17 protein-coding genes are annotated in these 23730 nt (G+C 71.5%); 6 read left to right on the forward strand and 11 right to left on the reverse strand.

All coding sequences use genetic code 11. The features are described 5' to 3' along the window. The first annotated feature begins 149 nt into the window (after positions 1-149). A complete protein-coding gene (locus ABZS97_RS12320) occupies positions 150-2918 on the forward strand; it encodes an SIR2 family protein (protein WP_356136582.1) in 2769 nt (922 codons plus the stop codon). A gap of 84 nt (positions 2919-3002) precedes the next feature. Here ABZS97_RS12320 and ABZS97_RS12325 read toward each other — a convergent pair whose 3' ends face one another. The 5 genes from ABZS97_RS12325 to ABZS97_RS12345 form a co-directional block, all read right to left on the reverse strand. After that, positions 3003-4151, reverse strand: coding sequence for an XdhC/CoxI family protein (locus ABZS97_RS12325; protein ID WP_356136584.1), 1149 nt, complete (start codon positions 4149-4151; stop codon positions 3003-3005). Positions 4152-4195: 44 nt separating this feature from the next. Further along, on the reverse strand, positions 4196-5653 hold the full coding sequence (locus ABZS97_RS12330; protein ID WP_356136586.1) for an NCS2 family permease: 1458 nt from the start codon (positions 5651-5653) through the stop codon (positions 4196-4198). A gap of 222 nt (positions 5654-5875) precedes the next feature. Continuing rightward, on the reverse strand, positions 5876-8263 hold the full coding sequence (locus ABZS97_RS12335; protein ID WP_356136588.1) for a molybdopterin cofactor-binding domain-containing protein: 2388 nt from the start codon (positions 8261-8263) through the stop codon (positions 5876-5878). 2 nt (positions 8264-8265) lie between these two features. Continuing rightward, the gene (locus ABZS97_RS12340; RefSeq protein WP_356136590.1) at positions 8266-8850 is read right to left on the reverse strand and encodes a (2Fe-2S)-binding protein; all 585 of its coding nucleotides are present in this window, start codon (positions 8848-8850) and stop codon (positions 8266-8268) included. Beyond that, complete coding sequence (locus tag ABZS97_RS12345) at positions 8850-9740, reverse strand: xanthine dehydrogenase family protein subunit M (RefSeq protein WP_356136592.1); 891 nt, start codon at positions 9738-9740, stop codon at positions 8850-8852. The genes ABZS97_RS12340 and ABZS97_RS12345 overlap by 1 nt, the downstream gene beginning before the upstream one ends. 422 nt (positions 9741-10162) lie before the next feature. On the opposite strand from ABZS97_RS12345, the gene ABZS97_RS12350 reads away from it, so the two are divergent. Together ABZS97_RS12350 and ABZS97_RS12355 are read left to right on the forward strand one after the other, a co-directional pair. Continuing rightward, the gene (locus tag ABZS97_RS12350) at positions 10163-11836 is read left to right on the forward strand and encodes a PucR family transcriptional regulator ligand-binding domain-containing protein (RefSeq protein ID WP_356136594.1); all 1674 of its coding nucleotides are present in this window, start codon (positions 10163-10165) and stop codon (positions 11834-11836) included. Positions 11837-12000: 164 nt separating this feature from the next. After that, positions 12001-12780 carry a hypothetical protein gene (locus ABZS97_RS12355; RefSeq protein ID WP_356136596.1) on the forward strand — a complete coding sequence of 260 codons (780 nt, stop codon included), beginning with the start codon at positions 12001-12003 and terminating at the stop codon, positions 12778-12780. Positions 12781-12796: 16 nt separating this feature from the next. On the opposite strand, the gene ABZS97_RS12360 is transcribed toward ABZS97_RS12355, so the two are convergent. Next, the gene (locus ABZS97_RS12360) at positions 12797-13078 is read right to left on the reverse strand and encodes a hypothetical protein (protein WP_356136598.1); all 282 of its coding nucleotides are present in this window, start codon (positions 13076-13078) and stop codon (positions 12797-12799) included. Positions 13079-13237: 159 nt separating this feature from the next. Further along, the gene (locus ABZS97_RS12365; protein ID WP_356136600.1) at positions 13238-14122 is read right to left on the reverse strand and encodes a GntR family transcriptional regulator; all 885 of its coding nucleotides are present in this window, start codon (positions 14120-14122) and stop codon (positions 13238-13240) included. A gap of 156 nt (positions 14123-14278) precedes the next feature. Between ABZS97_RS12365 and ABZS97_RS12370 the strand changes: the two genes are divergently transcribed. Both ABZS97_RS12370 and ABZS97_RS12375 read left to right on the forward strand, forming a co-directional pair. Further along, positions 14279-15166, forward strand: coding sequence for a (2Fe-2S)-binding protein (locus tag ABZS97_RS12370; protein WP_356136602.1), 888 nt, complete (start codon positions 14279-14281; stop codon positions 15164-15166). Positions 15167-15493: 327 nt separating this feature from the next. Next, positions 15494-16534: a DUF2637 domain-containing protein gene (locus ABZS97_RS12375; protein WP_356136604.1), complete on the forward strand. Its 1041-nt coding sequence runs from the start codon at positions 15494-15496 to the stop codon at positions 16532-16534. A 78-nt stretch (positions 16535-16612) separates the two neighbouring features. Here ABZS97_RS12375 and ABZS97_RS12380 read toward each other — a convergent pair whose 3' ends face one another. Both ABZS97_RS12380 and ABZS97_RS12385 read right to left on the reverse strand, forming a co-directional pair. Next, positions 16613-17035 (reverse strand): ATP-binding protein, encoded by a 423-nt coding sequence (locus ABZS97_RS12380; RefSeq protein ID WP_356136614.1) that lies wholly within the window; start codon positions 17033-17035, stop codon positions 16613-16615. Between the two features lie 874 nt (positions 17036-17909). Then, positions 17910-18404, reverse strand: coding sequence for a hypothetical protein (locus ABZS97_RS12385; protein ID WP_356136606.1), 495 nt, complete (start codon positions 18402-18404; stop codon positions 17910-17912). 328 nt (positions 18405-18732) lie between these two features. Between ABZS97_RS12385 and ABZS97_RS12390 the strand changes: the two genes are divergently transcribed. After that, positions 18733-20055 carry a helix-turn-helix domain-containing protein gene (locus ABZS97_RS12390; RefSeq protein WP_356136608.1) on the forward strand — a complete coding sequence of 441 codons (1323 nt, stop codon included), beginning with the start codon at positions 18733-18735 and terminating at the stop codon, positions 20053-20055. 20 nt (positions 20056-20075) lie between these two features. Here ABZS97_RS12390 and ABZS97_RS12395 read toward each other — a convergent pair whose 3' ends face one another. Both ABZS97_RS12395 and ABZS97_RS12400 read right to left on the reverse strand, forming a co-directional pair. Beyond that, entirely contained in the window at positions 20076-21818 is a 1743-nt protein-coding gene (locus ABZS97_RS12395) for a pyruvate dehydrogenase (protein ID WP_356136610.1), read from the reverse strand. A gap of 111 nt (positions 21819-21929) precedes the next feature. Next, entirely contained in the window at positions 21930-23573 is a 1644-nt protein-coding gene (locus ABZS97_RS12400) for a protein phosphatase 2C domain-containing protein (protein WP_356136612.1), read from the reverse strand. Positions 23574-23730 lie beyond the last annotated feature (157 nt).

Below are 23730 nucleotides of genomic sequence, written 5' to 3' on the forward strand. Positions count from 1 at the left end.
CCCCGATGAGTTCTTGTCATGCCGACGCCCCGGCGCCCCACCCTGCCTCTCCACCGGTGCACCTGCAAGTTCGGGCGCCAACTGGGATGCCGGGGTGACCACTAGACTCATGAGACTGGGGCGGCGCGACACATTCTGGAGATGGTTCAGTGGCGATCGACGAGGTGAGGACCGGCGACGAGGACGATCTCGTCACCCGCCTGAAGACGCTGCTGATCAAGGGAGACAAGCCCGTCGCCTTCATCACCGGCTCCGGCATCAGCTTCGGGGCGGTCGACGGCGTCGACAAGATCGTGGAGAACATGCGGAAACTGGTCGACGACGCGGCGGCGCGCGACCGGTTCGACCGGGACGTCAACGGTGACAACGCCGGTAAACGATACCAACAGGCCGCGGACTTCGTGGAGTTCAACCTCGGACAGGACGAACTGAACAAGGTCATCCGGCAGGCCGTACTGCGCGCCTGCACCGGAAAGAGCACTGCCGCGAGGACGAGCCTCTACCGGCGCAACGACCCCGCGGAACTCATCGCCCTCGAAGAACAGACCGGCCTGTGGAAGCTCACCCCGGGCGTGGAGGCGCTGGGCCGGCTGCTGCGCCATCTGCCCGCCGAGCGCCGGGGGCCGGTGATCACGACGAACTTCGACCCGCTGCTGGAGATCGCCGTCACCAAGGCCGGAGGCCGGCCAAACTTCCAGTACTTCGACCTCGACGGCAAGTTGATGCGTCCCCACCACAAGGACCAGGTCAACATCGCGCATGTGCACGGGTACTGGTGCTGGGGCGACACCCTGCACACCGCAACCCAGCTGCAGAAGAAGCGGCCACAACTGCACGGCAGCCTCCGGGAATCGCTCCAGGGGCACACCGTGGTGGTGGTCGGCTACAGCGGGTGGGACGACGCCTTCTCCCGGTCGCTGCGCGAGCGCGTGCTCGAACAGAACACCCAGGGCAGCGACCTGATCTGGTGCTCGTTTCCGAAGCTCACCGCAGACGACTTCTCCGCCGGGCTCTTCCAGGAGCTGCACTCGCTGCCGAGGACGTACTTCTACGACGTCATCGACGCCAACAAGGTGTTCCCACGCCTGCTCGGCGAATACCTGGCCGCCCTCCCCCAGCCCGGCCTGAAGGGCTGGCGGCACCTGGACACCGCGTTCCTCGACAAGGAAGCGCGCGCCCCGCACGACGAGAACGACGTGATCGGGTTCTTCGACGGCGCGGAGCCGAGCTGGCGCACGGCCCTCGACTCCCGGGTGCCCCGCCTCGCCCTGGTCGAGGAGTTGACCGGCCGGGTGCGCGACTGCCTCGACGGCGTGCTCGACAAGCGGATCGTGGCCGCGGTGGCCCCCATGGGCGAGGGGAAGAGCATCACGCTGCGCCAGGCGACGGTCGACCTGCTGCGGTCCCGCGACGACATCACGGTCTACTGGCGGGAGCCCGGGTCCGCGATCGATCCCGACGCGGTCCTGGCGCTGCCGCAGCGTCCGGATCACCACATCCTGCTGGTGAGCGACGACGGGGCCCTCGTCGTCGACGATCTGCAGCGGCTCAGCCTGGCGTGCACGGCCCGGGGCCGCACGGACGTCCATGTGCTGCTGACCGCGCAGGAGCGCGAGTGGCGCGACCAGGGCGCCGCGGGACGGCTGCGCCCGACCCTGGAAACCCTCTCCGGCACCGGCCTCACGGAACCGGACGGACAGACCCTCGTCACCGCCTGGGAGCAACTGGGCGCCCTGGGCGAACTCGAGGGGACGCCGCCGGACGAGCGCGCGGGGCGGCTGGTCGAGTTGGCCGCGGCTTCGTACGGGCAACGGGACAGCGCGCTGGTGGGCGCCATGCTCCAACTGCGCTACGGACCGCTGCTGCGCGCCCATGTGGGCGCGCTGCTCCAGCGGCTCCAGGCGTACACCCCGGTCGGGAACTGCTCGCTGCGCGAGTGCTTTCTGATGATCGCCATACTCCACACCGCCTGTCTGCGCGCCAGGTTCAAGGCGCCCCCGCTGTCCCGGCGAGTGCTCGCCCGGGCCGTGGGGCTGAAGTCGCCGGACGCCGTCGAGTGGGAGATCACCGACCCGCTGGGCAAGGAGGCGGCTGCGTCCGGACACGGCCCCGCGCTGTGGGTCCGCCACCCCTCCATCGCGGATGCCGCCCTCGACATCAGCAAGGAGCAGGACCCGGGGGAACTCGCCGCGGTCGTCCGGAAGTTGGTCACCGCCGCCGTGGAGATCGCCCAGGAGACCGGAACGTTCGACGACGACCTCCACGCGGCCGCGTACCTGTCGCTGCGCCTGTCCGCGCCGAACGAGAAGCGCTTCACACAGGAGTCCGTGGCGGCCGCCGAGGCCGCGGTGACCGCCTCACCCCGGCGGCTCAGCTTCCGCACGGCCCAGATCACCGTGCTGCGCCGCGCGGACCGTATCGACGACGCGCTGGTCGTCGCCGCCCGCACCTGCCGTGAACTGGCGTCCATGACGGACCGCGAGTCGGAGATCAAGTTCTTCCCGGCGTGGGGCGCCGCCGCCGGACAGGCCAGGCAGTACGCCTCCAACATCCTGCTCTGCGGCGTCACCCTGCCGCTGTCGGAGCACGAACAGGACGTGGTCGTACGGCTGTTGGGGATGGGGGTGGGACTGGCCGAACTGCACAAGGAGACGTCCGACCCCGTCCTGCTCGACGCGCTGCGCGGTGTCGTGGGGCTGGTGTCGGCGCGCCGGCTCACCGCGCGAAGGACGGGCCATCTGAACCGGCACCGCCAGTACCTCGCGACGCAGACGGCCTCACCGCCCCTCGAGGGCGCCGATGCCTGGGCAGCGGTTCAGGCGGCGGTGGACGCGCTGGTGCCGACGGCCGATCCCTCCCTCGCTCCCCTGTTGGGCAAGGGAAAGCGGTCGGTGCTCCCCCGCAAGGGGCTCCTGTGACCCACGCCTGCGCACCTCGGGGCGAGGTGCCGTGCGGTCAGGCCTTTCCCCGCCCCCGAGTCATGCCACCGGGCCGCCGCTGCGTCATGCCACCGAGCCGATCCTGGCCGGCTGCGCCGTCACGTCGTGGTGGATCGGCGTGTGCGCGCCGGTGAGGGAGACACCGGTGCCGCCCCGCCGGTTGGCGACGATCTCCGAGGCGATGGACAGGGCCGTCTCCTCGGGCGTACGTGCGCCGAGGTCGAGGCCGATCGGTGACCTGAGGCGGGCCAACTCCAGCTCGGTGACGCCGACTTCGCGCAGCCGCTCGTTGCGGTCCAGGTGGGTGCGGCGCGAGCCCATCGCGCCGACGTAGGCCACCGGCAGCCTGAGCGCGAGCCGGAGCAGCGGGATGTCGAACTTGGCGTCGTGGGTCAGGACGCACAGCACCGTCCGGGCGTCGACCCGGGTGCCCTCCAGGTACTGGTGCGGCCACTCGACGACGATCTCGTCGGCGTCGGGGAAGCGGGCGGCGGTGGCGAAGACCGGGCGGGCGTCGCAGACCGTCACGTGGTAGTTCAGGAACTTGCCGATGCGCACCAGCGCGGAGGCGAAGTCGATCGCGCCGAAGACGATCATCCGGGGCGGTGGGACCGACGACTCGACGAGCACGGTGAGCGGTGCTCCGCACCGAGAGCCCTGCTCTCCTATCTCCACGGTGCCGGTGCGGCCGGCGTCCAGGAAGGCGCCCGCCTCTCCGACCACGGTCCGGTCGAGCTCGGGATGGGCGCCGAATGAGCCCTCGTAGGACCCGTCGGGACGGACGAGCAGTGCGCGGCCCAGCAGATCGGCGGGCCCGGACACGATCCGCGCGACCGCCGCCGCTGCCCCAACAGCAGCGACGGCCAGCGCGTCTGCGATCACCTCACGCCCCGGGTCGGACGCCCGGACCGGGGTCACCAATATGTCGATGACGCCGCCGCAGGTCAGTCCCACGGCGAAGGCGTCCTCGTCGCTGTATCCGAAGCGCTCCAGGACGGTCTCGCCGTCCGCCAGCGCCTGCGTGCACAGTTCGTAGACCGCTCCCTCCACACAACCGCCGGAGACCGAGCCGATCGCCGTGCCGTCGGCGTCCACCGCGAGGGCGGCGCCCGGCAGGCGGGGCGCGCTGCCGCCGACGGCCACCACGGTGGCCACGGCGAAGTCACGTCCCTGCTCGACCCACCGGTGCAGCTCCTCGGCGATGTCCAGCATGTCTCGGTCTCCTTAACAGGGGTTGTGTGGAGGGTACTTGGACGTCAGTGGACGCCCATCCAGCTCTCGATCGGGTTGAGGGCGAAGAAGACGAGGAAGATCACCGTCAGCCCCCACATGAACGCCCCGATCTCCCGGGCCTTGCCCTGGGCGACCTTGATGGCGGCGTACGACAGGACTCCGGCCGCGACGCCCGCGGTGATGGAGTACGTGAACGGCATGATCACGACGGTCAGGAACACCGGGATCGCGGTGGCGCGGTCGGCCCAGTCCACATGGCGGGCGTTCATCATCATCATGGCGCCGATGACCACCAGGGCGGCCGCCGCGACCTCGCCGGGCACGATCGCCGTCAGTGGTGTGAAGAAGAGGCAGGCCGCGAAGAACAGTCCGGTGATCACGGACGAGAGGCCGGTTCGGGCGCCCTCGCCGACGCCCGTCGCGGACTCGACGAACACCGTCTGGCCGGACGCGCCGGCCACCCCGCCGACGGCTCCGCCCGCGCCGTCGATGAACAGCGCCTTGGACAGGCCCGGCATGCGGCCCTGCGCGTCGGCGAGCTTGGCCTCGGTGCCGACGCCGATGATGGTGGCCATCGCGTCGAAGAACCCGGCGAGCACCAGCGTGAAGACGATCATGCCGACCGTCATCGCGCCTACGTCGCCCCAGCCGCCGAACTCGACGTCGCCGAAGAGCGAGAAGTCCGGCATCGAGACCGCGCTGCCGTGCAGTTCGGGAGCGCCGCTCGCCCACTGCGTGGGGGCGATGACGTCGAGGGCGTTGAGGATCACGGCGAGGACCGTGCCCGAGACGATGCCGATCAGGATGGCGCCGGGGATGCCCCGGGCCTGGAGCATGAAGATGAGGAGCAGGGTCGCCGCGAAGAGGAGGACCGGCCAGCCGGCGAGTTCACCGCCGGGGCCGAGGGTGACCGGGGTCGCCTTGCCCTGGTGCACGAAGCCGGCCTTGTAGAAGCCGATCAGTGCGACGAACAGGCCGATGCCCATGGTGATCGCGTGCTTGAGTGCCAGCGGGATCGCGTTCATGATCATCTCGCGCAGGCCGGTGACGACCAGGAGCATGATGACCACGCCGTAGATCACGCACATGCCCATGGCCTGCGGCCAGGTCATCTGCGGGGCTACCTGCGAGGAGAGCACACCGGAGACGGAGAGTCCGGCGGCCAGGGCGAGCGGCACCTTGCCGAAGAAGCCCATCAGAAGCGTGCTGAAGGCCGCCGCGAACGCGGTGGCGGTGATGAGCGGCTGCTGGCCGAGCGTGTGTCCCGCCACGTCCTTGCCGGACAGGATCAGCGGGTTGAGCAGCAGGATGTACGCCATCGCCATGAAGGTGGTGACGCCGCCGCGCACCTCACGCGCGACCGAGCTGCCTCTCTGGGATATGTGAAAGTACCGGTCGAGCCAGGACCGTCCGGCCGGGACGCGGCTACCCGCGCCCGCGTCGTCCGCGACGGTCTCCGGCTCCAGTGACTGCTGGGTCATGATGCCTGACTCCCAAGGTTCACAGGGGCACCCGCGTCGCCCTGACGGCGGCGGGATTTGGGAAGGTGCTTCGGCTGCACGACCGGGGGACGGCCCGATACGAACACAGGGTGGTACTCGGGTGTTGCTGAGGTGGTGCGTCAAGTCCCGCGAGCGGTGCGGTACTCGAGTACTCCGGGCGGCGCGGCGAAGTGTGACGTTCCCTGCGCCGCCCGGAGAGCCTTACGCCTTGCCCGTGAGGTGCTCGGGACGTACCGGCGTGCGGTTGAGCTCCAGACCTGTCGCGTTCCGGATCGCCGCGAGGACGGCCGGGGTGGACGACAGGGTCGGGGCCTCGCCGATGCCACGGAGCCCGTAGGGGGCGTGGTCGTCGGCGAGTTCGAGCACGTCGACGGGGATGGTCGGCGTGTCGAGAATCGTGGGGAGCAGGTAGTCCGTGAAGGACGGGTTCCTGACCTTCGCGGTCTTCGGATCGACGACGATCTCCTCCATGACCGCGATGCCCATGCCCTGGAGGGTGCCGCCCTGGATCTGGCCGACGACGGACAGCGGGTTGAGCGCCTTGCCGACGTCCTGGGCGCAGGCCAGCTCGATGACCTTGACCAGGCCGAGCTCGGTGTCGACCTCGACGACGGCGCGGTGCGCGGCGAAGGTGTACTGGACGTGGCCGAAGCCCTGTCCGGTGCGCAGGTCGAAGGGCTCCGTGGGACGGTGCCGCCACTCGGCCTCGACCTCGACGGACTCGTCCTCCAGTACGTCGGCCAGGTCCGCGAGAACCTCACCGCCGTCGGTGACGACCTTGCCGCCCTCCAGGAGGAGTTCGGCCGTCGCCCAGGCCGGGTGGTACGTACCGAACTTGCGGCGGCCGATCTCCAGGACCTTCTCGCGCACCAGCTCGCAGGAGTTCTTGACGGCGCCACCGGTGACGTACGTCTGACGCGAGGCGGATGTCGAACCGGCGCTGCCCACCTGCGTGTCGGCCGGGTGGATGGTCACCTGGGTGACGCCCAGCTCGGTGCGGGCGATCTGCGCGTGGACGGTGACGCCGCCCTGGCCGACCTCCGCCATCGCGGTGTGCACGGTGGCGACGGGCTCACCGCCGACGACCTCCATGCGGACCTTGGCGGTGGAGTAGTCGTCGAAGCCCTCGGAGAAGCCGACGTTCTTGATGCCGACCGCGTAGCCCACGCCCCGTACGACGCCTTCGCCGTGCGTGGTGTTGGACAGGCCGCCCGGCAGCTGCCGTACGTCGGCCGCCTCGCCTGCCGCGAGCCACTGCTGCTCGGGCGGCATCGGCATCGCCTTGACGCGGCGCAGGAGTTCGGCGACCGGGGCCGGCGAGTCGACGGCCTGCCCGGTGGGCATGAGCGTGCCCTGCTCCATCGCGTTGAGCTGACGGAAGGCGACCCGGTCCATGCCCACCTTGTCGGCGAGCTTGTCCATCTGCGCCTCGTAGGCGAAGCACGCCTGCACCGCGCCGAAGCCGCGCATGGCGCCGCAGGGCGGGTTGTTGGTGTAGAGGGCGACGGCCTCGATGTCGACGTCGTCGATGACGTAGGGGCCCGCGCCCAGCGAGGACGCGTTGCCGACGACCGCCGGGGAGGCCGACGCGTACGCGCCGCCGTCCAGGACGATCCTGGCCTTGAGGTGGGTGAGCTTGCCGTCCTTGGTGGCCCCGTGCTCGTACTGGAGCTTCGCGGGGTGGCGGTGGACGTGTCCGAAGAAGGACTCGAAGCGGTTGTAGACGATCTTGACCGGCTTGTTGGTACGGAGTGCCAGCAGACAGGCGTGGATCTGCATCGACAGGTCCTCGCGGCCGCCGAAGGCGCCGCCGACGCCGGAGAGCGTCATACGGACCTTGTCCTCGGGCAGGCCGAGGACCGGGGCGATCTGCTTGAGGTCGGAGTGCAGCCACTGGGTGGCGATGTAGAGCTCGACGCCGCCGTCCTCGGCGGGTACGGCGAGACCGGACTCCGGGCCGAGGAAGGCCTGGTCCTGCATGCCGAAGGTGTACTCGCCCCTGACGACGAAGTCGGCCTTCTTGGCGGCCTCCTCGACGTTGCCACGGACGATCGGCTGGCGGTGCACGATGTTCGGGTGCGGGACATGACCGATGTGGTGGTCGTCGCGGCCTTCGTGAACCAGGATCGCGTCGGGGGCGGTCGCGGACGCCTCGTCCGTGATGACCGGCAGCTCCCGGTACTCCACCTTGATCTTGGCGGCGGCGCGGCGCGCGGTCTCCGGGTGGTCGGCGGCGACGATCGCGACGGGCTCGCCGTGGTGGCGGACCTTGCCGTGCGCGAGGACCGGGGTGTCCTGGATCTCCAGGCCGTAGTTCTTCACGTCGGTCGGCAGGTCGTCGTACGTCATGACCGCGTAGACGCCCGGCGTGGCGAGGGCCTCGCCGGTGTCGATCGACACGATCTCGGCGTGCGCGACCGGGGAGCGCAGGATCTGGCCCCAGAGCATGTCCTCGTGCCACATGTCGGACGAGTACGCGAACTCGCCGGTGACCTTGAGCGTGCCGTCCGGGCGGAGCGTGGACTCGCCGATGCCGCCCTTCGTCTTGGAGCCCTGCGTGATGTTGGTGGGCGTACCAGTCGTACCCATGATCAGACCGCCTCAGACTGCCGGGCGGCCGCGAGGCGGACCGCGTCCATGATCTTCTCGTAGCCGGTGCAGCGGCACAGGTTGCCCGAGAGCGCCTCGCGGATGTCCGCGTCGGTCGGGTTCGGGTTGTTCTCCAGCATCTCGTCGGCGGCGACCAGCAGCCCGGGGGTGCAGAAGCCGCACTGCACGGCGCCGGCGTCGATGAACGCCTGCTGGATGGGGGCGAGTTCGGTGCCCTCACCGGTGTGGGAGTCCTGCGGTTTCGACTCCCACTGCCGGGCGTCCTGGAGCGAGGTGCCGCAGGCGCCGGAGGCGCAACCGCCGTGCTCCGCGCGCTGCTTGGCGAAGTCGGCGAGGCCCTCGACGGTGACGACCTCGCGGCCCTCGACCTGACCGGCCGCCACCAGACAGGAACACACCGGCACGCCGTCGAGGCGGACCGTGCAGGAGCCGCACTCGCCCTGCTCGCAGGCGTTCTTGGAGCCGGGCAGGCCCATCCGCTCGCGCAGCACGTACAGCAGGGACTCGCCCTCCCACACGTCGTCGGCTTCCTGCGGACGGCCGTTGACCGTGAAATTGACGCGCATTACGCGACTCCCTCCGTGCGAGCGGCGGTGCCGCGGTAGGACTCCCACGCCCAGGTCAGGGTGCGGCGGGCCATGATGCCGACCGCGTGGCGGCGGTAGCTCGCCGTGCCCCGGACGTCGTCGATCGGGTTGCAGGCGGCGGAGCAGAGGTCCGCGAACTGCTTGGCGACCGACGGGGTGATGATCTTGCCGTTGTCCCAGAAGCCGCCCTCGTCGAGCGCCGCGTTCAGGAACTCCTCGGCGGACTGGGCGCGGACCGGGGTCGGCGCGGCCGAGCCGATGCCGGTGCGGACCGTGCGGGTCTCGGGGTGCAGCGCCAGACCGAAGGCGCAGACGGCGATGACCATCGCGTTGCGCGTGCCGACCTTGGAGTACTGCTGCGGGCCGTCCGCCTTCTTGATGTGCACGGCCCTGATGAGCTCGTCCGGGGCGAGCGCGTTGCGCTTCACGCCGGTGTAGAACGCGTCGATCGGGATCAGCCGGGTGCCTCGTACGGACTCGGCCTCGACCTCGGCGCCCGCGGCGAGGAGGGCGGGGTGGGCGTCACCGGCCGGGGAGGCGGTGCCGAGGTTGCCGCCGACGCCGCCGCGGTTGCGGATCTGGGGGGAGGCCACGGTGTGCGAGGCCAGGGCCAGGCCGGGCAGCTCGCCGCGCAGGTTCTCCATGATCCTGGCGTACGGCACGGAGGCGCCGAGCCGGACGCTCTCCCCGCCGACCTCCCACTCGCTCAGCTCGCCGATGCGGTTCAGGTCCAGGAGGTACTCGGGCCGGCGGTGGTCGAAGTTGATCTCGACCATCACATCGGTGCCACCCGCAATCGGCACAGCGGTGGGGTGCTCGGCCTTGGCGGCGAGCGCCTCCTCCCAGCTGGCGGGGCGAAGGAAGTCCATGAGTGGCTCTCTTCTTCGTAATCGTGGGTCGTTCTGTTTGAGCCAGATCGTGTGCGGCGGGCTGGGCTCGGTCATGTGCTGTTCACGCGGATTGACGCCAGTACACAGGGCCGTGCTCCACCGGGGTCAGTCACCGAAACCATGAAGGAGTTGGCTGGCCAGGGTGGTCATCTTGTAGATTCGTATGAACGGAGGTCATCAGTAACCTCCTCGTTTTTCTCTGGAAACGCCGGACACAGTCCCGGGAGCGGAAGGCCTGGCTCTCAAAAGCCCAGGACACAGCCTCGGAGGGGTCGGGACCACGGTCCTCGCGCCTTCGCGGTACCGCATTCCGGAACCCGGGCAGCCGCTCGCCGGATGCTCACCTTCTGACACCTTCAGATCCATCGTAGATTTCGAGACAAGATCGGCGGCGACGAGACATGCGGCTGCGCGCACTGCTGGAGACCGACGCGCTGGGGCTGCGGCTGCTCGGCGGCGAGGACGAGCTGGACCGCACCGTGCGCGGTGTGATGACCACCGACCTCAAGGACCCCAGCCGCTACCTCTCGGGTGGCGAGCTGGTCCTCACGGGCCTCGCCTGGCGGCACGACGCGGCGGACTCCGAGCCCTTCGTGCGGATCCTCGCGGGCGCCGGCGTCGCGGGTCTCGCCGCCGGTGAGGCCGAGCTCGGCGACATCCCCGACGACCTGGTGCTCGCCTGTGCGCGCCACCGGCTGCCGCTGTTCGCCGTGAACGAGTCGGTGGCCTTCGCGACCATCACCGAGTACGTCGTACGGCAGGTCTCGGGCGAGCGTGCCGGGGACCTGGCCGCCGTGGTGGACCGGCACCGCCGGATGATGACCTCGGGCCCGGCCGGCGGCGGCCCGGACGTGGTCCTGGACCTGCTCGGCTCCGACCTGGACCTGCGGGCCTGGGTGCTCTCGCCCACCGGACGGCCCATCGCGGGCTCGAAACTCGCCGGGCAGGCGCTGCCCGCCGATGTGTGCGCCAAGCTCGCCGCCGAGCATCTGGCGGCGGTGCGCACCGGGCGACGCGGGCCGCACCGGGTGGCGGTGGGCTCGGCGACGTACTCACTCTTCCCGATCCGCTCCTCCGGCCGCTCCGCGGGCGCCGCCCGCGACGTACGGGAGAGCGTGCTGTCCGACTGGCTGCTGGCCGTGGAGGCGGACGCCGGGGACTGGCCCGCGGAGCGTCTGGACCTGCTGCAGGGCGTCACCCAGCTGATCGCGGTCGAGCGGGACCGGCGGGACGCGGCCCGCACGGTGCGGCGGCGGCTCGCGCAGGAGGTCCTGGAACTGGTGCAGACCGGCGCGGCGCCCGCGGAGATCGCGGCGCGGCTGAGGGTCGCGGCGCCGGTGCTGCTGCCCGGGCTCGGGGCGGCGCCGCACTGGCAGGTCGTGGTGGCCCGGGTGGAGTGGGAGGGCGGCGCGATCGAGGGCGGTCCGGTGGCCCAGTCGCTGCTGGAGGAGATCCTGGTCGACCCGCTGACGGTCGGCCCCGAGCCCTCCGACCGCATCGCGGTGGCCCACACGGGTGACGAGGCGATCGCGCTCGTCCCTCTTCCGGCGGTGTCGACCGAGCACGACGGCTCCGAGTCCGGTGTCCTCGCCGACACGCTCCTGGAGGCCGTCCGGGACCCGCTGTCGGCGGGCCTCGACGACGACGGCCGGGTCACCCTCGGCGTCAGCGCCGCGGTGCACTCGGCGGAGGGCCTGCGCGGCGCCCTGGAGGAGGCACGGCACGCCCGCCGGGTGGCCGCCGCCCGCCCCGGCCGGGTCTGCGCCGCCGGGCACCAGGAGCTGGCCTCGCACGTCCTGCTGCTCCCGTTCGTCCCGGACGACGTGCGCCGCGCCTTCACGGCCCGCCTCCTGGACCCGCTGCGGGACTACGACCGACGCCACCGCGCCGAGCTGATCCCCACCCTGGAGGCGTTCCTGGACTGCGACGGCTCGTGGACACGCTGCGCCGCCCGCCTCCACCTGCACGTCAACACGCTGCGCTACCGAGTGGGCCGTATCGAGCAGTTGACGAGCCGGGACCTCTCCCGACTGGAGGACAAGCTGGATTTCTTCCTGGCGTTGCGGATGAGTTGAGGTCACGCGGGCCTGCGGTGAACGGCACGAAGTGCCGCCGTCGGCGCGCCACTTGTCCCACGACTTTGTGAAATCTTTCACCCACCCTCTTGGCCCGGCGCCGGAATTCGTGCTGAGATGCCGCCACCACTCAACAGCTCAATGGCGTGCTCGGGGAGGGCAACGTGGCGCATACCGCCATGTCTGGTGCCGGAACGACTGCAGGGGACGATCCACTCCAGACCGCGGTATGGCGGCTGCGCTCGCGCGCCTGCTGGGCCGACGCGGCCGCCCTGCTGCCACCGCACACCGCGGCGGCCGCGCTGCAAAGAGCGTCGCTCCTCGTCGAGCGCTGCCTGTACACCGAGCAGGGCTGGGCCGAGGCCGAGGACGCGTTGCGTACGGCGGAGGCGCTGGCCCAGAGCGACGACGAGCGGGGCGCCGCGGCCTGCGAGCGCGGACAGCTCGCCTACGCGGCCACGCTGCTCGCCGTGCGCGACCGGGCCGACGAGGCGCAGACCGCGCTGGGCCGGGCCGCCGCACTGATCGCTCCGGGCGCGCCCGGGCGGGCTCTGCTCGACTTCCGGCGCGGGCTGCTCGCCGAGAACCTCACGCGCTCCCCGCAGGGCGCCCGCGCCGCCTACCGGCGCGCGCACGCCGGGGCCACCGCCCACGACGACCCCCTGCTGCTCTCCTTCACCTGGCGCCACCTCGCCGGACTCGCCCTGCGCGACGGCGAGTTGGCCGAGGCCCGGCACGGCTTCAGCGAATCCCTGCGCATCCGCGAGGAGTTGGGCTACCTCGTCGGCACGGCCCCGGCGCTGGCCTCATTGGCCGACGCGGAGGCCGAGCCGGAGGCATCCCGGCTGCGGGCCGAGGCGGGACGCCTGTTCCGGCTCCTGGGCGGCGTACCGACGTGGCTGGCACGGCAGTTGACGCCGCCGCCGGCCACGATTCAGCCCTGAGGCGGGTGGGACCCGCCTACAGGTCGCGCATGAACTCCAGTGCGGTGGCACGGAGTTCGGGGTCACGGGCCAGGAAGAACCCGACGGCCACGAGGGCCAGGAACCCGAGGAAGCTGCGCAGACTGCCGCTGCGGCCCGTGTGGTACACCGGAGCCGGGTAGTGCGTGCGCGGCGCCCCCGGGTGCCTGGTGTGCGCGCGGGCCGTGTCGTGCATCGCGCGGTGGGTGCGCACATGCTGCTGATGGATCTGCTGGGCCTGCTGAGCTTGCTGCATCGCCTGCCAGGACGGGTCGGGCATCGGATTCTCCCCCGCTTTCACTCCGGCTCTCGCCGCGTACCGGTGAGCACGCCAGGAGGCGGGGCCGGGTTCCCGGGAACGGGGCATGTCGCACGTCCTGTACGCAGCTGTGACATGGGCTACGGGAAGCGGACATACCGGCGCCCGGCGAGGCCTCCCTCAGCACGCCCCCGCGAAGTGCTCCCCGACGAGGGACCGGACGACCGGCAGGTCCTGCGCGATCAGGGCCTCGAGCAGGGCCGTGTGTTCGGCGGCGTCGGCGATCAGGTCCGCGCGGCCGCGGGAGGCGGGGGCGCCCACCAGGGGCCACTGGGCGCGGCGGTGCAGGTCGTCCGCCATCCGGACCAGCTGGGTGTTGCCCCCGAGGGCGAGGAGCGCGCGGTGGAAGGCACGGTCGGACTCGGCGTACGTGGCGCGGCAGCCCGAGGACGCGGCCCGCACCGTCGCCTCGGCGAGCGGCCGCAGCTCCGCCCAGCACGCGGCGGACACCGTGCGGGCGAGGCGCAGCATGACGGGGACCTCGATCAGGGCGCGGATCTCGGCGAGCTCGGCCAGCTCACGCGCACCGCGCTCGACGATCCGGAACCCCCGGTTCGGCGCTACCTCGACGGCGCCCTCCAGTGCGAGCTGCTGCATGGCCTCGCGCACGGGCGTCGCGGACACCCCGAACCGTTCGGCGAGCACGGGCGCCGAGTACACCTCGCCGGGCGCGAGCTCTCCGGTGACCAGCGCGGTCCGCAGGGCGTCGAGGATCTGGCCGCGGACCGAGGCCCGCTGGATGACGGGACGCTCTCCCGTGAACCGCGGCCCCGGGATCGGCACCTCACTGTGCGTGTGCTCGCCACGGGCCTCGCCACCGGCGCCGGTACCGGCGCCGTCCCCGGAACGCATCTGCGCACCCGCACCACCGCGAGCCGCCGTCCCACGCTCCCGGTCCACGTCCGCGGCGCCGAGCTGCTGCGGAACCCGAACGGCCCCGGTACGCATGTCCGGGACCCCTGTCCCGACGGAGCCGTGCACGCTGCGCGGACCGGCCTGCTCCACGGGATCCTCCTCCGGGCTTGGTGGTACTTGGGGTCATTGCGTCGATTGTTACTCGTCCGTCAAGCACCATAGGCGCAGCAGGCCCCAGTTCAAACCGTAATCACTTCGGGTAAGGTAAGCCTTACCTGCAAACGATCGGGAAGCGGTGGTCCCTGCATGCCCCTCCCCACTCTCGCCACAGGCGCCCCGACCAGCACCGACACCCGCCCCGAGCACCCGTCCCGCTCGGCTGTCGCGGACGCGTACGCCCGGCTGACCGAGGTGTTCCCGGGCCTGGGCGTCACGGAACTGGGACATGAGGAGGCGGCACCCCTGGGCGGTGGCTGGGTCTGCGCCGCCGGGCTCGCGGAGGGCGGCGCCGACCTCGACGGGTTCCTCGCGTGGGACGAGGACCAGGTCCTGCGGGAGTACGGGCAGCGGGCCCGCCCCGACGTCGTCGCCAGTTTCGGGCTCCACCGGTACGCGTGGCCGGCCTGCCTGCTGATCACGGTCCCGTGGTTCCTGCTGCGCCGCGTGCCGCGCTTCCCCGTTCAGAACGTCACCTTCCAGCGCATCCTCGGCCGCATGGCGGTGCGGACCGGGGCGTTCGCGTGCCTGCCGGACGATCCGGCGGCCGGCCTGCCCGGCGCCCGTGTCGTCCCGGACGAGGAGGCGCTGCGGGCCGAGGTGCGGGCGGCCGTGGCCGAGCACCTGGAGCCGGTCCTCGGCGCCTTCGGCCCACGGATGCGGCGACGCGGCCGGGCCCTGTGGGGCATGGCGACCGACGACGTCGTCGAGGGGCTCTGGTACGTCGCCCACCTCCTCGGCGAGGAGCGGCGCGCGACCGACGAGCTGGAGCGCCTGCTGCCGGGGGCGACGCGGCCGTACGCGGGCTCCGCCGCCTTCCGCGAACTCACCGGACCGAACGGCGAGTCCCTGCCCACCCGCGACCGGGTGAGCTGCTGTCTCTTCTACACGTTGCGCCCCGACGACACCTGCACCACCTGTCCGCGCACCTGTGACGCCGACCGCGTCGCCAAGTTGACGGCCACCCCGGCGGGTTGAGGCCCGCTCCGTCGCGGCCGAAGACCCACCCCGAGGTGTCGGGGGCCGCCCGCGCCCTCTAAGATCAACTCGAACCGGGGCCACGGCGCGGTTACAGGCGATTCACATTTTCCTCACTCGGCGCAGGAACTTTCCGTAGAACCATCCGTACGGGTAATCTTATTCGCACTCAACTCCCGTCCCTCGCGCGGCAGTTCGAGCAGAACGCCGCCCTGCGCATGCCCTTGCACTCCCTTGGCGGCCTCTTGCCCCGAAACCCCCTGAGGGACATCGGGATTGGGCCACTATGGCGGGCGTTACGCCCTATCCCAATGCAAGGGACCCCTGATGAGACTGACCGACATATCGCTGAACTGGCTGCTTCCGGGCGCCGTTTTGCTCCTGGGCATGCTGGCGGCGGTGGCGGTGCTCGCGCGTGGCAAGCGGTCCGGGGAGACCACGTCGAGCAGCGACGACTCGTGGGAGCGCAGCGAGGAGCGCCGCAGACGCAAGGAGGCCGTCTACGGCACCGCCTCCTACGTCCTGCTGTTCTGCTGTGCGGCCGTCGCCGCGGCGCTCTCCTTCCACGGCCTCGTCGGCTTCGGTGAGCAGAACCTCGGCCTCACCGGCGGCTGGGAATACCTGGTTCCGTTCGGCCTCGACGGCGCGGCCATGTTCTGCTCCGTCCTCGCGGTGCGCGAGGCGAGCCACGGTGACGCGGCGCTCGGCTCCCGGATACTCGTGTGGACGTTCGCCGGTGCCGCCGCCTGGTTCAACTGGGTGCACGCTCCCCGTGGCGTCGACCACGCGGGCGCACCGCAGTTCTTCTCCGGAATGTCGCTGTCGGCCGCGGTGCTCTTCGACCGCGCCCTCAAGCAGACCCGCCGTGCGGCGCTGCGTGAGCAGGGCCTGGTCCCGCGCCCGCTGCCGCAGATCCGGATCGTCCGCTGGCTGCGCGCTCCCCGCGAGACGTACAGCGCCTGGTCGCTGATGCTCCTGGAGAACGTGCGCACCCTGGACGAGGCCGTGGACGAGGTCCGCGAGGACCGGCGCCAGAAGGAGCAGACCCGACTGCGCCGTCGCGAGCAGGAGCGGGTCGAGCGCGCGCATCTGAAGGCGATCAGCCGCGGCCACCGTGGCATCGTGGGCCGCGGCCGTCAGGGCGAGACCACGACGACCGTGGAGCGGGCCCCCGCCACGGCGACCGCGGAGTCCGCCATATCGGCGCCGGAGCAACTGCCCGTGCGTTCCCGGCCCTCCCTGCAGCCCGTCCGCAAGAGCACTGACCCCATCACCGTCGACCTCACCGCCGAGGACGACACGATGGCCCTGCCGCGTCTGGACTCCCTGGAGCGCAAGCTCAAGGACCTGGAGCAGCAGTTCGGCTGAGGCCGAGATCGAGTCCACGCCCGAGCCGGAGCCCGGGACGCGGACCGCACACACTGGATGGGGGCGCTGCCTGTGAGATCAGGCGGCGCCCCCATCCAGTTCGAACCACACCGCTTTGCCCACCCCGTGCGCCCGTACGCCCCAGGCGTCCGCCAGGGACTGGACGAGGACGAGTCCTCTGCCGTGTGTACCGTCGTCGGCGTCCGGTACCCGCAGTCTGGGCCTGCGTCCCACGAAGTCCCGTACCTCCACGCGCAGTCCACGCGGTGAGACGGTGGCCGTCAGGACGGCGTCGTGGTCGGTGTGTATGAGTGCGTTGGTGACGAGCTCGCTGGTCAGCAGCTCGGCTATCTCGGACCTTCCCGGCCTCCCCCAGTGCCGTAACAAATCCCTCAGTGCCCTACGGGCCTCGGGCACCGCCCGCAGGTCCGCCCTGCCAAGTTTGCGCTTGAGCTGCGCCGCGCCCGGCTGCTGCTTCGCGCCGTCGGACACGTCCTCCACTGTCGTCTTCGCCGAGGACGTCCCGATGGTCGCGGGACCGCCCCCTCGCACCTGCCTCTTCATGACCCCCGCCTGCACGCCGATGTCGGATTCCCTCCTGCTCGAACACGTTCACGGGAATCCATGCCCCGTCCAGAACGTGACAGTCATGTCGAATCGTCAACCACCGGCCGCACGCCCGCGGATGCGCCGTGTCGATACCCGGAAGCGCCCCCCGAACCCCGCCGCCGCGAACTCCGGAGCAACCGCTGATCGGCCGTGCCACAACGGCCGATCACCGCTGGGGGCGCCCGGAGCGCGCGCCGCGGCGGCCCGTCCGCCCGCGCACTCAGGGCGATGGGCCGGGTCGGTGCCCTGCCTGCGGGGGGGCCGGCGACGGCGGGCACGTGCTCCCGCCCCACGCCGGCGGCTCACGACCTGCGCAGGCCGGGGAACACCCTGGTGAGCGGGGCGCGTTGAGGCAACGGCCGGGGACCGCAGAAGTGGCAGGGCCCCGGATGGCGGGTGGCCGTCGTGGCACCCGGTCCGATGGGTGCAAGGCCCGTCGGACGGGAAGAATGTGTGGTGTACGTCGCCGTCGGCATCCGTCTTCCGGCATGTGCCCGCGTTACCGGTACCCGGGCCTCGCGGCTCCATGACGGGTCCCGGGGCTGCGTGTCCGCCGCACGGCGGGAAGACGCGGCCGGCGGCCACCACTCACTCGGGGCTACGTCGCGCAGCGACGCGGTGACCGTGCGCGATCGACCCATCTACCGATCCTCGGCTGCCGATCCGGCCGTACTCGACGAGGACAGGGCGCGCCGTGCACCGCACACGAAGGCGCCGCCGGCGGGGGTCGAACGCACCCCGCCGACGGCGCCCTTGTTTCCCTCCGTCACTTGCCTTCGATGCCCTTGGTGCCGATGTGGATGATCTTGTGGCTCCTGGACATGTCGACGATGAGCTTGGTGGTGGTCCGGTCGCCCCACGTCAGGGTGACCGCGGCTTCCGTGTAGTCCGCCGTGCCGTTGTCGGTCACCGTCCACTTGACCGGGACGTTCTGGGCCTGCAGGACGCCGTCCGCGTGGTTCTTGGTCTCCCAGGCCTTGATCTCCTTGAGGCAGGAGGCGCTCACGTAGTACTTGCGGAGCGCGTCCACCAGCTTGCCCCCGTGGTCGGGGTCGCTCTGGGCGTCCATGTAGGCGCCGTAGAAGTCGGCGATCCGGGTCACCGAGTCGGACGGCTTCCCGCTGACCGTCCGGAACGCGGTGGCGCCCGGGGACGCCTGCGCCGAAGAGGTGAGCGCCAGCGGGAGGGCGACGACCGCGGCGAGACCGGCGGCCAGGGCAGCGCGGCGGACGGACTTGCGGGCGGTGTTGTTGCTGTTCATGAGTGCGTGGTCCCCGTGGGTGAGTGAGTGAATGAATGCTCGGTGCGGAATGTCGCCGCGACACCGTGAGGCCGGTTCACCTTGGCCCGGATGGTCGGTCCGGCGGCGATGGGTACGGCCGTGATCGGTACGGCGTAGGTCGGTGCGACACCAAGAGCATCAGCCGTCCCGGGAAGCGGGCGCAAGCACCGGCATCCGATTCACCACCGTGGAACCATCCCACCCCGTTTGACGTGCAGATACATGGAGTGCCTGGGATGCCTTCCCGGGACCCGCACGGCCGCCCCGACCAGGCGGGCGCACACGAGGACACGAGTACGGGGGAACGGTGCCGACCGGGGACGACGAAGTCGAGGAGCTCGCGGCGCTGCTGAGGCAGCTGAAGGCGCGCACGGACCGCAGCTACGGGTCCCTCGCCCGACGGCTTAACATGAACACCTCCACGCTGCACCGCTACTGCGCGGGCGAGGCGGTCCCGCTCGACTTCGCGCCCCTGGAGCGGTTCGCCGCGCTGTGCGGGGCCTCGTCGGACGAGCGACTCGAACTGCACCGCCGCTGGATCCCGGCCGTGGCGGCACGGCAACGGCCACGCTCGGGAGAGACGCCGGCCGACCCGACCGCTGCCGCGACGCCCGGTACGCCACTGCCCGCCACGGGTCCTCCGGAGATTCCTGAGGCCCCTACGACCTCGGAGATCCCGAAGGTCCCGGAAACCTCGACGGCCCCGGACCCCTCGGCGATCCTGTCGGTCCGCGAGGCCCCCGAGGCCCCCGAGGCTCCTGAGACTCCCGAGGCCCGCGAGTCCCCGGAGCGCGAGCCCGCACCGAGCACCCGCCCCCACGCCAACTCCCGCTCCCACCCCCGCCCCTGGTACCGCGGACGCCTGGCGCTCACCGTCGCCGGCGCCTCCGCGCTCCTCGCCGTACTCGCCGCCCTCCCGGCCTTCTCCACCGACGCCCCCTCCTCGCCGAAGATCCCGACTCCCCACCGCTCGACCCCCGCGCACCCCACCACCTCCGCCTCCCCGACGGCCCCCGCGCCCCTCACCTGGACCGCCGACTCCCAGGCCTGGGAGATCGACTGCGACCACGACTACGTCATCCGCAAGCAGCCGCGGCAGGTGCCGCCTCCCCCGGCCGAGCAGGACGCCGCGGCGTGGGCGGCCACACAGGACGCCGTGCACGGGCGCGAGACCCTCGTGCAGATCGCGGTGCAGGGGCGCAGCTCCACGGCCGTGGTCCTGAAGGCGCTCCGGGTCCGCGTGGTCGGACGGGACACCCCGCTGCAGGGCACGGCCTACTCGATGGCCCAGGGCTGCGGCGGGGACATGACCCCACGCGGCTTCTCGATCGACCTGGACGCACACCGGCCCACCGTTCACCCGGTCGCGGGCAGCGACGGCTACGGCAAGCCGGTCCCTGCGATGCGCATGCCCTACCGGGTGTCGGCGAAGGATCCGGAGATGCTGGTGGTCAAGGCGCTCACCGAGGACTGCGACTGCCGCTGGTACCTGGAGCTCGAATGGTCCTCCGAGGGCCGCACCGGCACGGTCCGGATCGACGACGACGGCCGCCCGTTCCGCACCAGCGGCATCAAGGGCCTGCCCCGGTACTGGTATGCGGGCCGGCACTGGACCCCCGTGGTCACCTGAGGCCCGCCCACCGACCGTCCCTAGGGACGCGGCACGTTGCGCAGGTTGGAGCGGGCCATCTGCACCATCCGTCCGACTCCGCCGTCCAGGACGATCCTGGACGCGGACAGGGCGAAGCCCGTCACCATCTCGGCGCTGATCTTCGGCGGGATGGAGAGGGCGTTCGGGTCGGTGACGATGTCCACGAGCGCAGGGCCCTTGTGCTTGAAGGCGTCCTTCAGCGCGCCCGCGAGCTGCTTGGGCTTCTCCACACGTACGCCGTAGGCGCCGCAGGCGCGGGCGACGGCGGCGAAGTCGGGGTTCTTGTTCGTGGTGCCGTACGAGGGGAGCCCGGCCACCAGCATCTCCAACTCCACCATGCCGAGGGAGGAGTTGTTGAAGAGGACGATCTTCACCGGCAGGTCGTACTGGACGAGGGTGAGGAAGTCGCCCATCAGCATGGAGAATCCGCCGTCGCCGGAGAGCGAGACGACCTGACGGCCGCGGTCGGTGAACTGGGCGCCGATGGCCATCGGCAGGGCGTTCGCCATCGAGCCGTGCGAGAACGAACCGATGATGCGGCGGCGCCCGTTGGGCGAGAGGTAGCGCGCCGCCCAGACGTTGCACATACCGGTGTCGACCGTGAACACCGCGTCCTCGTCGGCGAGTTCGTCCACCACCGCCGCCACGTACTCGGGGTGGATCGGGACGTGCTTCTCGACCTTCCTCGTGTACGCCTTCACCACGCCCTCCAGCGCGTCGGCGTGCTTCTTCAGCATCTTGTCGAGGAAGCGGCGGTTCTCCTTGGTCCGCACCCGCGGAGTGAGGCAGCGCAGCGTCTCCTTCGCATCGCCCCACACCGCGAGGTCCAACTTGGAGCGGCGGCCGAGGCGTTCGGGCCGCACATCGATCTGGGCGATCTTCACGTCGTCGGGCAGGAAGGCGTTGTACGGGAAGTCGGTGCCGAGCAGGATGAGCAGGTCGCACTCGTGCGTGGCCTCGTACGCGGCGCCGTAACCGAGCAGGCCGCTCATGCCGACGTCGTACGGGTTGTCGTACTGGATCCACTCCTTGCCGCGCAGCGCGTGTCCCACCGGAGACTTGATCTTCTCGGCGAACTCCATGACCTCGGCGTGTGCGCCCGCCGTGCCGCTGCCGCAGAACAGTGTCACCTTGTCGGCGTCGTCGATCAGCGCGACGAGCTTGTCGATCTCGGCGTCGCCGGGGCGGACGGTGGGCCGGGAGGTGACGAGGGCGGTCTCGGCGGCCTTGTCGGGGGCCGGCTGGTCCGCGATGTCGCCGGGCAGCGTCACGACGCTCACCCCGCTCTGCCCGACCGCGTGCTGGATCGCCGTCTGCAGGAGGCGTGGCATCTGCTTCGGGTTGGAGATCATCTCGCTGTAGTGGCTGCACTCGCGGAAGAGCTGTTCGGGATGGGTCTCCTGGAAATAGCCGAGGCCGATCTCGCTGGAGGGGATGTGCGAGGCGAGGGCGAGGACCGGGGCCATGGAGCGGTGGGCGTCGTACAGGCCGTTGATGAGGTGCAGGTTGCCGGGGCCGCAGGAACCGGCGCAGGCGGTCAGCTTCCCGGTGATCTGGGCCTCCGCACCGGCCGCGAAGGCGGCGGTCTCCTCGTGCCGGACGTGGATCCAATCGATCGCGGAGTTGCGGCGGATCGCGTCCACCACCGGGTTGAGACTGTCGCCGACCACGCCGTACATCCGCTTGACGCCCGCCCGGGCGAGGATGTCGACAAACTGTTCGGCGACGTTCTGCTTGGCCATGAGTCACGCGCCCCTTGTGTCTCGTCCGGGTGGTCCGGCATCCCTCCTCACCCCCGTCCTCCGGGGCACGAAGGGACACCTGCACCTCCCATGAATTCACAGGGGCCGCGGTTACGCCTCCCAAACGGCCGCGGCCGTCCGGTCGTCGGCATATCCCTTGACCCGCACCTGGGTGTCGGCCAGGAACGCGGCGAGGCCGGGCGGCTGACCTGCCGACCACCGCGCCGTCAGATGCTCGGCCAGCTCCGGTGCCCCGCGCAGCGGCTCGGCGAGGCCGCCCGTGCACAGCAGGAGCGTGTCCCCCGGGCGGGCGACGGAGGCACGGAAGCGGAAGGGCGCGCGCGGCGGTTCGGGGGCCGGTTCGTACGGGCTCGGGGGTGTGGTGATGCCGAGGTCCATGGTGAGCCGGTCGCCGTCGGGGGTCTCGTGCGGCAGCGATCCGAAGCCGACGACGGCCTCGCCCGTCGCCTCGGCGACCCGCGGCTCGATGTCCTGCCACTCGCCGTCCCGCAACCGGAACAGGCCGCCCGTACCGATACCGAAGAAGACGCGAGTACGGCACTCCGGATCGGCCGGTAGCAGCAGACAGCGCAGGCTCGCGGTGTACTCCTCGGGTTCGATGCCCTGCTCCGCCGCGCTCGCCCGCAGCTTGCCGAGGCTGCGGTCGGTCAGCCGGTGCAGCCCCGACTTCAGATCGCCCCGCCGGGCGGCCCGGAGGTCCTCGGCCAGCCGGGCATGGCTGCGCCCGACGGCCCGCCCGATCCACTGGCACGCCTCGGCAGCCGCCCGGTGCGCGCCGGGTGTGGCACGGGCCCCGGTCGCCATCGCGACGAGCACGAGCGCCTGCTCGCCGCTGCCGAAGCGGGCGGTGAGCATCGAGTCCCGGCGGGGTTCGCCCCGGTACCGCGCGGAGTCACCGCGGACGGAAGCGGCACGCAGCGTGCTGGTGCCGTAGCGCGCCCCGTCGAGCACCGTGTCGGCGACGAGGTCGTCCAGCTCGTCCGGATCGGCGGACGGCAGTGCGGTGGGCTCGGCGTCGTAGGTGGGCGGCCCGGAGCCCACGTAGTCGACGACGGGCGGCCGCCGGGGCACGGCGGGGGCGTCCGGGACCTCGTCCTGGTCGGGCTGCGAACCGTCGGCGAGGAGCGCGCTGTCGCCTTCGGCGAACGCCGTCCAAGCCGGGCTCACGGGGCTCGTGGGCGGGTGCGGCGGTTGCGGCGGCGGCTCCGTGAAGGCACGGTCGGCGGGCTCGGCCGCGCGGAATCCCGGCGGGGTCGGCCCGGGCGGGAAGGTGGCGGGACCCGGCGCGGCGACGGGCGGCGCCTCCCAGGGGGCGGGCTGCCGCACCAGGCCAGTGTTCCCCGGCGACGCGGGAGGCGACCCGGCAGCTCCGTTGCGTGGCCCCGCGTCGGGCCGCTGCCGGGGCGGACCGCCCTGCTCCGGTACAGCGGGCGGCTGCTCCGGCGGGGGCGGCAGGTCGCGGTCGCGCATCCCTGGACGGTCCTGCGTCCCTGGACGGTCCCGCACCCCTGGCCGGTCCGGCGCCCTCGGCCCGTCCGCTGCCCCGGACCGCGGCGCGGGTACCGGCTCCGGTTCCGGATCCGACTGCGGGTCCACTGTCCCGAGTGCCGAGGCGAAGCGGTCCTCGAGGGAATCCGCGGCGGCCGCCGGCCCCGTGTCCTCGGTGGAGTCGTCGTACAACTGCCCCCACCAGTCGTCCTGATGACCGGTGGGCCTCTCCCCCTGCTGGCTCATGCCCCTAATTGTCCACCGCGGGAGCCGGATGAAAACGGGGCATCCGGAAAAACCGGCCAGGGGACTGATCGTCGAACGGCGTGTCGGATGACGATTCGAACGTCGATATGAAAACCGCCGGGCGGTTCCACCCCCCACGGGAGAACCGCCCGGCGGC

It is taken from the genome of Streptomyces sp. NPDC005485 (assembly GCF_040606085.1).
GTDB lineage: Bacteria > Actinomycetota > Actinomycetes > Streptomycetales > Streptomycetaceae > Streptomyces.